At 54.5% G+C, this 12219-nt stretch carries 18 protein-coding genes; 12 read left to right on the top strand and 6 right to left on the bottom strand.

Annotated elements, in window-relative coordinates; translation table 11 throughout:
• Positions 1–3: 3 nt before the first annotated feature.
• The 5 genes from BAQU_RS09525 to BAQU_RS09505 all read left to right on the top strand — a co-directional run bounded on the left by BAQU_RS09525 (position 4) and on the right by BAQU_RS09505 (position 4632).
• Positions 4–678: an ABC transporter ATP-binding protein gene (locus BAQU_RS09525; protein WP_094695076.1), complete on the top strand. Its 675-nt coding sequence runs from the start codon at positions 4–6 to the stop codon at positions 676–678.
• 224 nt (positions 679–902) lie between these two features.
• Positions 903–1415 carry an RrF2 family transcriptional regulator gene (locus BAQU_RS09520; RefSeq protein WP_094695074.1) on the top strand — a complete coding sequence of 171 codons (513 nt, stop codon included), beginning with the start codon at positions 903–905 and terminating at the stop codon, positions 1413–1415.
• Complete coding sequence (locus BAQU_RS09515) at positions 1402–1626, top strand: YhgE/Pip domain-containing protein (protein WP_143242004.1); 225 nt, start codon at positions 1402–1404, stop codon at positions 1624–1626. The genes BAQU_RS09520 and BAQU_RS09515 overlap by 14 nt, the downstream gene beginning before the upstream one ends.
• A 69-nt stretch (positions 1627–1695) precedes the next feature.
• On the top strand, positions 1696–3969 hold the full coding sequence (locus BAQU_RS09510) for a YhgE/Pip family protein (protein ID WP_094695070.1): 2274 nt from the start codon (positions 1696–1698) through the stop codon (positions 3967–3969).
• Positions 3970–3981: 12 nt separating this feature from the next.
• The gene (locus tag BAQU_RS09505) at positions 3982–4632 is read left to right on the top strand and encodes an NAD(P)-dependent oxidoreductase (RefSeq protein WP_094695068.1); all 651 of its coding nucleotides are present in this window, start codon (positions 3982–3984) and stop codon (positions 4630–4632) included.
• Between the two features lie 173 nt (positions 4633–4805).
• Here BAQU_RS09505 and BAQU_RS09500 read toward each other — a convergent pair whose 3' ends face one another.
• The gene (locus BAQU_RS09500) at positions 4806–5519 is read right to left on the bottom strand and encodes an ArsR/SmtB family transcription factor (RefSeq protein ID WP_158215694.1); all 714 of its coding nucleotides are present in this window, start codon (positions 5517–5519) and stop codon (positions 4806–4808) included.
• A 72-nt stretch (positions 5520–5591) separates the two neighbouring features.
• On the opposite strand from BAQU_RS09500, the gene BAQU_RS09495 reads away from it, so the two are divergent.
• On the top strand, positions 5592–6215 hold the full coding sequence (locus tag BAQU_RS09495; RefSeq protein WP_211277160.1) for a flavin reductase family protein: 624 nt from the start codon (positions 5592–5594) through the stop codon (positions 6213–6215).
• Positions 6216–6331: 116 nt separating this feature from the next.
• Here BAQU_RS09495 and BAQU_RS10805 read toward each other — a convergent pair whose 3' ends face one another.
• Complete coding sequence (locus BAQU_RS10805; protein ID WP_415447774.1) at positions 6332–6484, bottom strand: helix-turn-helix domain-containing protein; 153 nt, start codon at positions 6482–6484, stop codon at positions 6332–6334.
• Between the two features lie 60 nt (positions 6485–6544).
• Positions 6545–7222 (bottom strand): AraC family ligand binding domain-containing protein, encoded by a 678-nt coding sequence (locus BAQU_RS09485; RefSeq protein ID WP_094695060.1) that lies wholly within the window; start codon positions 7220–7222, stop codon positions 6545–6547.
• A gap of 134 nt (positions 7223–7356) precedes the next feature.
• On the opposite strand from BAQU_RS09485, the gene BAQU_RS09480 reads away from it, so the two are divergent.
• Complete coding sequence (locus BAQU_RS09480) at positions 7357–7566, top strand: hypothetical protein (RefSeq protein ID WP_143242003.1); 210 nt, start codon at positions 7357–7359, stop codon at positions 7564–7566.
• Entirely contained in the window at positions 7559–8167 is a 609-nt protein-coding gene (locus BAQU_RS10705) for a sugar O-acetyltransferase (RefSeq protein WP_094695056.1), read from the top strand. The genes BAQU_RS09480 and BAQU_RS10705 overlap by 8 nt, the downstream gene beginning before the upstream one ends.
• 100 nt (positions 8168–8267) lie before the next feature.
• On the opposite strand, the gene BAQU_RS09470 is transcribed toward BAQU_RS10705, so the two are convergent.
• The 3 genes from BAQU_RS09470 to BAQU_RS09460 all read right to left on the bottom strand — a co-directional run bounded on the left by BAQU_RS09470 (position 8268) and on the right by BAQU_RS09460 (position 10014).
• Positions 8268–8702 carry a GNAT family N-acetyltransferase gene (locus BAQU_RS09470; RefSeq protein WP_211277158.1) on the bottom strand — a complete coding sequence of 145 codons (435 nt, stop codon included), beginning with the start codon at positions 8700–8702 and terminating at the stop codon, positions 8268–8270.
• A 182-nt stretch (positions 8703–8884) separates the two neighbouring features.
• Positions 8885–9334, bottom strand: coding sequence for a GNAT family acetyltransferase (locus tag BAQU_RS09465; RefSeq protein WP_094695054.1), 450 nt, complete (start codon positions 9332–9334; stop codon positions 8885–8887).
• 347 nt (positions 9335–9681) lie between these two features.
• On the bottom strand, positions 9682–10014 hold the full coding sequence (locus BAQU_RS09460; protein ID WP_094695052.1) for a hypothetical protein: 333 nt from the start codon (positions 10012–10014) through the stop codon (positions 9682–9684).
• Positions 10015–10128: 114 nt separating this feature from the next.
• Between BAQU_RS09460 and BAQU_RS09455 the strand changes: the two genes are divergently transcribed.
• The 4 genes from BAQU_RS09455 (at position 10129) to BAQU_RS09445 (ending at position 12214) form a co-directional block, all read left to right on the top strand.
• On the top strand, positions 10129–10842 hold the full coding sequence (locus tag BAQU_RS09455) for a PhzF family phenazine biosynthesis protein (protein WP_275542246.1): 714 nt from the start codon (positions 10129–10131) through the stop codon (positions 10840–10842).
• On the top strand, positions 10817–10969 hold the full coding sequence (locus BAQU_RS10700; RefSeq protein ID WP_275542245.1) for a hypothetical protein: 153 nt from the start codon (positions 10817–10819) through the stop codon (positions 10967–10969). The genes BAQU_RS09455 and BAQU_RS10700 overlap by 26 nt, the downstream gene beginning before the upstream one ends.
• Positions 10970–11510: 541 nt before the next feature.
• Positions 11511–11768 carry a helix-turn-helix domain-containing protein gene (locus BAQU_RS09450; protein WP_094695050.1) on the top strand — a complete coding sequence of 86 codons (258 nt, stop codon included), beginning with the start codon at positions 11511–11513 and terminating at the stop codon, positions 11766–11768.
• The gene (locus BAQU_RS09445; RefSeq protein WP_244568515.1) at positions 11765–12214 is read left to right on the top strand and encodes a putative PEP-binding protein; all 450 of its coding nucleotides are present in this window, start codon (positions 11765–11767) and stop codon (positions 12212–12214) included. Before BAQU_RS09450 ends, BAQU_RS09445 begins: the two co-directional genes overlap by 4 nt.
• Positions 12215–12219 lie beyond the last annotated feature (5 nt).

Genomic DNA, 12219 nt, shown 5'->3' with positions numbered 1-12219 from the left:
AGCATGGTTGATGAAATTCTGGTTATGACGCATGTCACGAAAACCTTCGGTCAGGGTCATACCGCCCTGACGGCGATTGACGATGCTACGCTCACGGTATCCAGAGGACGGTTCATCAGTATCGTGGGGCCATCCGGTTCCGGGAAAAGCACCCTGCTGACCATAGCGGGTGGCTTGCAGCGCCCGAGCTCTGGGCATGTGCAGGTCAACGGGATCGAACTGACTGACCTGAGCAACGCTCAGGTGACCGCAACGCGATTCCACCAGATTGGCTTCGTCCTGCAACGCTCGAATCTGATCCCCTATCTCACGGTCTACCAGCAGCTTGCTTTGGTTGATAGAGTCGCCAGACGAGGGGAGCGCAAGCAGAAGATTCACGATCTGCTCGATTCACTGGATATCCTCGCTCTTGTCGACAAGTATCCCAAGGATCTCTCTGGTGGCGAACGTCAGCGGGCTGCCATGGCAAGGGCACTGTATGGAGAGCCAAGTCTGATCCTTGCCGACGAGCCGACCGCAAGCCTGGACACCGGTCATGCGTATGACGTGGTCAGGCTGCTTGCAGAACAGACCAAGAAGTATCGCAAGGCCACCGTGATGGTGACACACGATATGCGAATGACCGAGTCATGCGACACAGTCTATCGAATGAAAGACGGGAAACTCTCCAGACAATGATCGGATGCCACGCGCTGCGGGGTGTTTTTATATGAACTTGTCTGATACTGCTTGTGTGCTCATCTAGCACGAGGTTTTGTCCGTTAAGTGTGAGCATCCGGTTGCATCTTTCTGCTGCTGTGAGCTGAATGGTTGCGTGTTGAGGCTTTTTCTGTTGACAAACAATGTCACCGGATACATGATTACCGTGGATATAGTTTGTCACTGGATAAGGTCTGTATGCAATGAAAATGAAAAAAAGTCTGGAGCAGGCTGCCTGCGTGCTACTGCTGCTTTCGCTTCAAAAGGGGCATAAACCCGTCAAGAGCGCCGTCATCAGCCGTCGGCTTGATGTATCAGCCTCATATCTGAAAAAGATCATGCCGCATTTGGTCTCTGAGGGGCTTGTCATTTCTGATGCGAGTAAGGACGGTGGCTATGCGCTTGCACGCTCCGTCGATAACATCACGATGCTTGACGTGTTTTATGCGATTGAAGGGCATGGGCATTTCTACGAACTGTCGCATTTCGCCCAGAAAATCTTTCTCCGAGGCGATCGTGTGTTGCAGAGCGAGCACGAGATCATGGATGTCATGTCTCGCGCGGAACAGATGTTTCTTGGGGAACTGAGCAGATATCCGCTTTCCAAGGCGCTCGAAGGGATCGATTATATGAACGGAACCGTTGACTGGAGCGAAGTTGCCCTGGATCAGAGTGCATGCCCGCAACGTGAGGAGACACACCATGAAGAACGCTAAGACAATGGGGCGTGGGTTCGCATTAATAGTCATTGCAGCAGTCAGTTTGATTCCTGCGCTATACAATCTCATCTTCCTCAGTTCCATGTGGGATCCGTATGGAAACGTCGCAAACCTTCCGGTTGCGGTCGTCAATCAAGACAAGAGCGCAACGGTCTCCGGAAAGTCACTGGCGCTCGGTGATCAGATTATGAAGTCCTTGAAGAAGTAGAAGAGTCTGGACTATCATTTCGTTTCCGCACAGCATGCGACGAGCGGTCTGGCGAATGGTGACTATTACATGGTGGTCACGCTGCCAGGCGATCTCTCCAAGGATGCAGGAACGCTTCTGGGAGACAATCCAACGACGCCGACCGTGCGCTATTCCATTTCAGAAGGTCATAACTTCACGGCGTCCAAGATGGTTACCAGCGCGGCGAACGCCTTGAAAAGCAGCGTAGCGCAGCAGATCACCCAGATTTACGTGAAGACCCTGCTCACGCAGTTCTCCAACACCGGCAAGGCCTTCACGACCGCCAACGAGGCGACGGTGAAGCTCCATGACGGCACCGTACAGATCGCCAAGGGGACGGACACGCTCTCGACCAATCTGCTGAAGCTCTCCAAGGGAGCGGTCGAGTTCTCGAATGGCGCTGACACGCTCAATGTCGGCGTATCGACATACACGCAGGCAGTGTCCAAGGTCAATGCGGGCGTCGGCAAGCTGCAGTCGGGCAGCACGGCACTGTCGAATGGTGCGGGACAGCTCACGGCAAAGGGCTCCGAGCTCGTCTCTGGGCTTTCGACGCTGTCTTCCTCCAGCAAGAGCGGTGCACAGAAGCTCGAGTCCGCCAACGCAAGCCTCACCGCGGGAATGCAGACATTGTCATCGTCGCTCACACTCAGCGATGCCCAGACGAAGCAGATGCAGCAGTTGACCGGCGGCTTGCCTAAGCTGAACGCTGCGATTCAACAATTAAATGCTGTCATTCAGAAGATCGACATGGGTTCTCAGATTGAGCCAGCCATCACGGCAAGCGAGACGGTTCAGAGCATCGCGTCAACAATGCAGAGCCAACTCAACGCACTCGTTGCAGCGCAGGAAGCGGCCGCTGTGAGCAATCTTAACGGGACGGAGGCATACAAGCAGCTGAGCTCTGCCCAACAGCAGGAGATTCTTTCCGCCGTCAACACAGGCATTGAGTCTGGCGACGGTAAGACTGTCTCGGTGACAACTCTCAGCAAGGAAGTGAACGGTCTTGTAAGTGGATCAACTCAGCTGCATGCTGAGCTGCAGGAGGCAAGCGATACGGCCACGCAAAACATGGGCGCCCTGCAATCCGGCTCACAGCAGATAGCGACGCAATCCGCTCAGGCACTGCCCGGATCAGCGCAGGCCATCACCAGCCTGTCGAATGGCCTGGCACAGGCCAAGCAGGGCGTTGACAGCAAGCTGATTCCGGGATCGCAACAGATCGGTGCAGGCATCCAGACCTATGGTTCGGCGGTTTCCAAAGGCGCGAGCACTCTCGCGAAGGGTTCGAGGACCTATGTCAACGGGGTGGGGACGCTCGGCTCGGGCATCAGCACTCTCGGCTCGGGCATCTCGACGCTCGGCCAGGGCACGGCGACGCTCTCAGCTCAGGGAAGCAAGCTGGTCTCGGGAACGCAGCAGCTCGTAAGCGCGTCACATACCATCACCCAGGGTTCGCAGCAGCTCGCAACCGGCGAAGGCACGGTGTCGAACGCGTTGACCAAGGTCACCTCCGGCCTGTTCTCAATGTCAGGGAAATTCAAGGGAGCGTCAGACGCAATCGGTGCCGTCAACACTTCGGACAAGGCTGCGAAGGCCGTGTCCGCACCGGTGAATCTCAAGCAGAGGGAAACCGCCGCCGTGCCCAACAATGGCACTGCGATGGCGCCCTACATGATGTCAGTGGCTCTATTCGTCGGAGCGCTTGCATTCAACATGATGTTCGAGGCCGGAGTCCCGCGGTATCGTCCGCGCTCTGGATTCCACTGGTGGATGCAGAAGATGCCGACCTTCCTTGTGGTTTCCATCGCCCAGGCGACCTTCGTGTTCGCAGCGGTGATGCTTCTCGGCCTGAATCCTCTCCATCCCGGTAGCGTCCTACTGCTCCTGATTTTCGAGGCATTGACATATATGTCATTGATCACCTTCTTCAACGTGCTTTTCGGCAAGGTGGGAGCATTCCTGATGCTGCTATTCCTCATGCTTCAGCTGGCAGGATCGGGAGGAACCTATCCCATCGTGCTGTCCAACGGCTTCTACAAGGCAATAAACCCATGGCTGCCCATGACCCACGCGATTGACGGACTTCGACAGGCCATCTCCATAGGAGGCGGCATTGGTAGTCAACTGTCATTGTTCATCATCTTGAGCATCATCACGAACATCCTCATACTGATCATCTTCACCATTCGGCGCAGGAGCATTCTTGTTGAGCCGAGCTCATCCCGAATTCCTGGAAGCAACGGAGCCGCGGGCACGACTGCGCGCAGCGTCGCACAGGCCGTTCAGGCAAAGGTACGAACATCATCCTCACGACCATAAAGGAGAACAACAATGAAGGTAGTCATCATCGGTGCGACTGGCAATGTGGGATCACGAACCATGAACTCTGCAGTTCGGGCAGGGCATGAGGTCACCGCATATGTTCGCAGGCCAGAAGCCGTGGCCGCGAGCAAGGGAATCAGAATCGTCAAGGGAAATGCGGAGGACACCGTCGCGCTCACGGAGGCGGCCAAAGGCTCTGACGCCATCATCGTTGCAATAACGGGCGCTATCAAAGATACCTCGTTCATGCAGCGCAATATTGCATCGATAGTCAAGGCCGCGAAGGCCGCACATGTCAGGCGCATCATATTGGTATCCGCATTCGGTGCGGGTGACACTGCCGACAAGGCGGCATGGTTCATGAAACTCGCATACCGAACGGTACTGGGAAAGTTCTTCCGAGACAAGGCAGCCGCGGACGCCTTCCTCGAGCAATCCGGTCTGGACTACACGATCGTCTATCCGGTGAATCTCAAGGATGCGCCAGCGAGTTTCAACGTGATTGCCAAGCCGCTTGCGGAAGTCGCGAAGGTTCCAGGTATGCCAACGCTTCCGTTCGCCAGTGTCGCGCAGGAGATCGTCGCGATTCTTTCCGACCCTCACAGCATTGGGCAACGCATGCTCATCACCACAGCAAGAGGTTGGACGCCGAGGCAGTGAAAGTGATCCATCTGGAATTGCTTCGGTGATGCCTTTGCCCATGGCAGACTTGCGCTTCTCGTTCTTGGGTCTGGGTCTCTATGAGCCCGTTGCCCATTGATGTCTGGAGTGTACCTGCTCATGGTCTTTGCGGGTGCAGCATTGTGGGGGAGATATGGGAAATGGTGCCAGCGCTAGCTTTCGTCGAGCGTGTCTTCGTCGATGCCCAGCTGGCTCACGAACCAGCGTTTTCCTGTTGTGGTGACGCGGAGCGCCCTTCTTGGTGTGTTTCGGCGTATGACGCTGAGATCCATGAGACGAGAGCACAATGCGCTTCCTGCGCTGCCGCCGATATGCATGCGTCGTTCGGTCCAGTCGAGGCATCCCTTGATGCGTGGAGTCTTGCGCAGCTGAGATTCCGGCATGCCGTTGTTGGCGAACCAGAGCGTGCCCTTGTCTGTCAGGCGGATTGAATCGTCTCGAAGGTCTATGAGTCCACGCGTTTGCATTGCGGTGGTGATGAGAATTGCCAGGTGTCCGGCAATGTGGTTGTAGCAGGTTCGGGCGTATCGGAGTCGTCGGTCGGCTCGAACCTGCCGGTATCCTATTACACGGGTCTGCGTGGTTTCTGCCACGATTCCCATGAATTCGATGATCTGTGCCGTATGCTCGTCGCAGAGTCTGACATAGCGGTGTCTGCCCTGCCTCATTCGTGTGATCAGATGTGACTCTTCCAACTTGGAAAGGCATGATGTCATCGCCTGGGGACTGACTCTCGTCTGCCTTGCCAGTTCACTCGCTGTCCATGCGCAGCCGTCCATGAGGGTTGCGCAGACATTCGCGCGGGTGGGATCGGCAAGGGTCGAAGCCAGGCGGGCGATGTCGCTTCCAGTATCGAATGTGCACACGGATATCTAGGTTACATCGTCGAAGCTTCCACATGGATGGAATCGTTCGCATGCGATGCTTGTGCCATGAACATGAAATCATCAACCACTCATATCAATGTACGACCCAGCATTCTCTATTATGGCAATACTGTCGTTCTGCTGAGCACCACGAATCCCGATGGCTCGACGAACATCGCTCCGATGAGCAGTTCGTGGGCGCTGGGTGACACGATTGTTCTTGGCATGGGCCTTGGCAGTCGCACGGCTGAGAACCTCGCCGCGAGAGGGGAGGCAGTGCTCAATCTGCCTGGGCCGGAACTCTTCAGGCAGGTCGAACGGCTCGGAGACATGACCGGAGTTGAGCATGCGTGCAGCCAGCATGGGCATGGCAGCATGCAGGTGACGGACAAATTCGCGGCGGTGGGGCTTACCCCGGAGCCGTGCGAGCATGTCTCATGCGACGGCATTCGCGAATGCAGGCTTCAGATAGAGGTCAAAGTGGTCCATTGCGAGCAGGATGTGGGACACAACTTCCTTGTCGTTCAGGCGCATGTGCTGCAGGTGCATGCCGACCCGGCGATCGTGGTGGCGGGCACATCGCATATCGATCCGACCGCTTGGAAGCCGCTGATATACAATTTCCGCCACTATCACACGCTCACTCCACAGATCGGCGAAAGTGCAATCACCGAGACGCCCGCGCAAGTGCGATAGGCGAATGCAGTTTCTGGTTGGATTCTTTGTTTACGAATCGTTGTTTACGAATCGTTGTTTTGTAGATGATGTTTGGTAATCCTTCCATTGCGGTTGCAGATGACATCGCCGTGTGCTCATGTTTTCTGGTGTTGGCTGTGATGCTTGTCTCGGTATTGGGTTGGCGTTACGCCGATCTGCAGTTTGAAGGTGTGGCTGTAATGGCTTGTGGTTGCGAACCCACAATGTTGTGCTATTTCGCTGACGGGTGCGTTGCTTTCCTCGAGCATGGTGATGCTTGTCCTGATGCGTGTGTCGATGAGGTATTTGTTTGGGGTTGATTGCGTGAATCAATGGAAGATCTGGAAGCATGTGCTTCGCCCGACTGTCCCTGCGTGAGCTATGTCCTGAACGGTGATGTGCAGATGGTGGTGCCGCTCAATGAATGCTGCCATCCGTTGGAATGCGATCTCGTCGGGGTCGTTGAGAGTGTGCGGATGCTGTTCGCCCGCATGGTTGAGTGCCTGGATGCCGATATGCGTTGCAAGATCCATGATTTCGAGCGGCGGAGGTGTCTGGATGGAGGCCATCGCGTTGAGCTGACTGATGTTTCTGATGAGGTGCTCCTGCCACTCGATGAATGGTGACAAAAGATAGAAGTCGCTGCGATTCCGTGCGGTTTGCCTGCCGAGGGCATCCTGTGCCGCCGGAAGACCGGCCGTGATCAGGCTGGGGTGTATGACGGTGGCGATGAACGTGCAGTCAGCATGCTTGTGGGAGAATCCGAAATGCAGGCGTCGGGAGTTGACGAAGATGCCATGTCCGGCGGGAATGGTGACGATCGTGCCGTTCACGGAATATTGCATGATTCCCGAGAGGACCACAATGAGTTCAAGGTCTGGATGCCAGTGGACTTTTGCGGCATAGCCGTATCGGCGCAGCCGGTCTCTCAGGGAATACACGGGCAGTCCTGTAATGTTGTAGTGCACCTTTTCCGACATGTCAGACATGACTTCGAGCACATCCATGCTCAGCCCGCCTTCCTGAGGTTCGTACGATTGTGACAGAGAACCGTACAATAACGCTACTGCATCCTCGCCGTATCAATATAATTGTCTGTGTATCTATTGCAGTGCTTCCAAGGATGATGTGGGAATGGGGCATGGTCAGAATTCATTCCGGCGTTAGTGCAGCGATGCATTATCGCGACAATCCTGGCTTCGAACCGTTCGGAATGACCGGTGCGAATCCGAAACGGCCCATCACCTGCGGGGGCATGCCGGCTGGCATGCCATCGTCATCAGGTGTCTTACGGATACGTCTGTCGGATCAGTCAGGCGGCAGGAACAATGTGGAGGGGAAACATGGATAATGTGGCACGCAGAGCGCAGGAACTCCCTTATCATTACGACGATCCCGCCATCATGGGCGATCAGTTGGCCTGTCAGGAGGAACTCTACCGGTTCAACCAGCTGCATCCCATGGATGTGCATGGCAAGGACGAGCAGCTGCGGCGCATGTTTGCCGCGATTGGCGATGGATGCCATGTCGAGGTGCCGGCACACTCGAACTGGGGTTTCCACCACGTGCGCATGGGCAGAGGCGTGTATTGCAACGTGAACTTCACCTGCGTGGACGATGCCGACATCACCATTGGCGATTGGTGCCTGTTCGGTCCGAATGTGGTCATCGCCACTGCAGGCCATTCGATCCTGCCGATCCTGCGTGAGCACCATTACACATATGCCATTCCTGTGTCCATCGGCAGCAATGTGTGGGTGGGGGCGAACGTGTCGATACTGCCAGGAGCCACCATTGGCGACAATGTGGTGATCGGTGCGGGATCCGTGGTTGACCGTGACATACCCTCAGATGTCGTGGCGGTTGGTGTTCCCTGCAAGGTGCTGCGGCCCATCGGGCAGAAGGATAGGGACTACTACTACAGAGAGCGCAGACTCGATGTACACGAATAGCGACCCATAAAGATATAAAGGATATTCACATAGCGAGCAATTTCTGTAGGAGTTGTTCGTGATGGGCGCGCGACGGTGCAGATAGTGAAGTTGTCTGGTATCAGAGTTCGTTGCGGAAGTGGTGGGAACTGATGTGGAAGTCATTGTCCATGTAGAATCTGTGCGCTGCGAATCGTTGCACGCCTGAATCAAGGTCAATGGCGTGGGCTCCCAGTTCGATTGCACGTCGCTTGAGCTCATCAATGAATAGGTGACCATAATGTTGAGAGCGGCGGGAGGCATCGACGCATAGATCGTCAACGTAGAGCACTCGCTTGAGATGCGTGTTGGCGAATAGTCGCCATCCAGCGATGGCAACACAAGTCTGAGCGTCGAACATTGCGGTGAATCTCAGACCCTGAGGTGTTCCTTCATCTATGACTGTCTGCAATTCTTCGCGTGTCAGGGTGTCGCGCAGTTGAATCAGTATTGCGAACGCCTGATCCCATGATGGGTCGTGAAATCCTTGCATGTCATGGAATGAGACGTTACCCATTGATGTTTCCTCTTTACGTTTTTCGCCTGTATTGCAAGCAGATGCTAGCACAATGGACTCATGAGCATGTCATTGGTGGGAACCCCGTGTGAGGAAGGCAATTTCTCCGCGAGGGCTTGAGAAGGAACATGAAATCAAGCGTGCACGATTTTTTGTAATTTGTAGGAACAACGATTTTGTGCTTATGAGCGCGTATGTCCGTCATATCGTTTCTGCCACAAGGCTGAAGGGACCTGACCATAGCCCAGTTTCCTATAGAAGCCGGTCACCGTTTCGTTATCGTTGCGTATCAGCAGCTGTATCGCAGGTGCGCCCTTGTTTACGAGCCATTGTTCACCCTGTTCAAGAAGGAGGGTTCCTATCCCATCGTGTCGGTGGCGATCGCTGACGCAGAGAAACGATATCCAGCCTCGATGTCCATCCCATTGAGTAACAACGCTTCCAGCTATGTCCGACTGTTCTTCTTTCCTCTGAGCGACCAGAACATGCGCCTGAGCGAAGTCAAGAAGACGATTCAAGTCAGCTTCTGGGTCGTTCCATGGGCGTGTCAAGCCACACTCTTTCCAAAGCCGGATGATATCGTCGGTATCCGTTGATGCAGCTGGTCTTATCAGAACAGAAGCTTGAACCATATCTGGAATCTACTCCTTGAACCGAATCTTTCCGACAGATTCGATGATGTGCTCAGTCGGATGAATCGTGATTGTAAGTGCATGCTCTGGTGTTGGCTGGGTTGTCTTGGTGTCAGTGAACCTGGACTTGCAGCGTTGTGATTCTATTGTCGTTGTTGAGGGTGTCTGTGGGAGTGTCCATTTGTCGCTTTCCTTTTTCCTGGGTGCTATCGGCTTTCATCGTATGTCTTGGATGGTTTTCGTCTGGGGTCTATACGGTGAGCTGATCCAGGTTCTACCGGCTGTGATTGGGGATCTGCCAATACGTGGGTTGGAATAAGGAAGGACAAAACTGGGCTGAGAAAAGCTCATTGTTGCTCGAGGGGAGAGCTTGGGGAAGGCACGAAGTTCAACTGGTCAATGATTTTCTGGACGGCAGTTGGTGCTTGTGGGTGTCGAAGAATCGTCGATCGAAGGTCTGCGGAACTGTTGGAAAGGTGACTCGGTGATGGGTTGAGCAGCACGTGCGCGATTCGTCCGCCTTCAGGAAGCCTTTCGGTATGCCATTGATAGGTAATGAGGATCCCTTTGAGTTCGCCGACTGTCACGGTGAAGTGGTCATATCGCAGAAGTAGTGCTGTGTATTCCTCCGGGCATTGTGCGCTCAGCGCTGTCGGATCGTTGCACTCCCAGAATCTCATGTGCGTTCTTCCTCAATGGTCGCGATGCATCCTAGTCTACAGGTGCGGATCTCTTGATGCGGAGGTGCGGGGAGTAGGCTTGTGAACAAACATCTGGTTGGAGGGGTCCCACTCATGAAACGTACATATCCGTTCGCGCAGGTCGATGTCTTCTCGGACACACCATATAGGGGCAATCCTTTGGCAGTGGTGCTGGATGCCGAGGACATCAGCGATGACGAGATGTTGCTCATCGCTCGCTGGACGAATCTTTCGGAGACGACCTTCGTTCTTCCTCCATCGGATTCCAACGCGGATTATCGCTTGCGAATATTCACGCCGGCTAAGGAGATTCCGTTTGCTGGGCATCCGACGCTTGGCTCTGCACACGCATGGCTGGAAAACGGGGGCGCTCCTCGGCGGCGGGGGAGAATCGTTCAGGAATGCGGTGCGGGTCTGGTGGAGCTGAAGCAGGATGGCGATCTTCTCTCGTTCGCCGCTCCGCCAATTCTGCATGCAGGGCCCCTCGAAGCTGACTATCTCAACAGGGTCGCGGATGCGTTGGGTGTGGGCATGGAACGGATAGTTGATTCGCAGTGGGTGGATAACGGTCCAGGATGGATGGCCGTCATGCTGGACTCGGCACAGAGCGTCCTTTCCTTGAATCCAGACTTCAGCGAGATTCCGCAGGCGATGGTTGGTGTCATCGGACCCTATGCAGAAGGCTCGCGACATCTCTTTGAGCTGCGAGCCTTTGCGCCGGGGGGTCCATGTGGCGGAAGATCCGGTGACGGGCAGTCTGAATGCATCTGTGGCGCAATGGTTGATTCGAACTGGGAAGGCGCCTGACCATTACGTTGCTGCACAAGGTACGAGACTCGGAAGGTCTGGCGAGATCGTCGTTGACTTCGATGGCGAACATGTCTGGATTGGTGGTGAGAGCACCATCTGCTTCAAGGGAACCGCCACAGTCTGAGGCGCTCTCTCCTTCGCAAAGCCGATTCGTTGGACTATGCCAGGTCGATTGCCGAAAGGGCGCATGCCATAAGCGTATCTTGGCATTCCGCATTATTGATGTGAATTTCCAAAGTAAGCTTTTGGAATGGCGAGTGTATTGACAGATTTCCCCGGGCTGCTCTGTATCGTCAAGGATGTGAAAGATGCTGCCAAGGCTGCTGCGATGATGTCGCAGATTGAGACAGCAATTGAAATCAGACAGCCATGATATCGACCGTGTCAACAATCGTCATCAGCATGACTATCGTCAAGTCAAGTGAATGCGATTCACAAGACAGGGCTGGCGCAGATGCTGTCGGAGGCCAGCCATTGGACGGTTCTTCCACAGCGTTGTTTTATGCCAAGGGGGTTTTGATTGATTCCTGAAGGGGAACTTCATGCTGGGATCGTAGCATATCTAAAAAGTGTCCCTTTGCCAACGGACTGGATTGTAGCGTTCATGGGGGGCTCAGACATGTGTGCCATTCATATACTGGAAGTCAGTGTAAGGGGGCACGTCGATGACATTTGAAGTTGAGAAACCGTTGATCAACCGTCTCACTCATCATCGCGGATATGTTTCTGGATTGGAACTGTCAAAGATGCTTTGTGTCTCGACGAAGACGATTTACCGAACTGTGAAAGAAATTAATGGACATGCTCAGGATGGTGCGGTCATTGAATCTCGCAGAGGCAGAGGATACAGGCTTATTGCCGAGAATTTGCACCTCTCAGATGAGCTTCCACGTTTGGCAACATCGCAATCATGCTGCCGATGATCACTTCAGTGCAAGAAGTTCAGGATGCTCGAGCGATCATCGAAGAGGTCAAGACGGCTTTGAACGGTGAGGATGTGAAGTTCAAGCATGATATTCAAGTGGGCATAATGATCGAGACTCCAGCGTCGGTGATCATGGCTGAAGAATTGGCGCAAGTGGTTGATTTCTTCTCAATCGGAACGAATGATCTCACCCAATACACCCTGGCATGCGATCGCCAGAACGCTCATCTCAAACGCTTTGCAGACCCGCATTCGCCAGCTGTGCTTCGCATGATAGAGATGGCCGTCACGGCGGCACATCGTCACCACATCTGGTGCGGCATATGCGGAGAACTTGGAGAGGATCCTTCCCTGACTGAGACTTTTCTTAAGATCGGGGTCGATGAACTGTCGGTGTCTCCTGGCAGCATCCTTCCCTTGAGAAATGCCATCATGCAAGCGTGATTGTT

The sequence above is a fragment of the Bifidobacterium aquikefiri genome, assembly GCF_002259795.1.
Lineage (GTDB): Bacteria > Actinomycetota > Actinomycetes > Actinomycetales > Bifidobacteriaceae > Bombiscardovia > Bombiscardovia aquikefiri.
The sequence above is the reverse complement of the archived record's forward strand: the minus strand, read 5'-3'. Positions and strand labels throughout refer to the sequence as shown.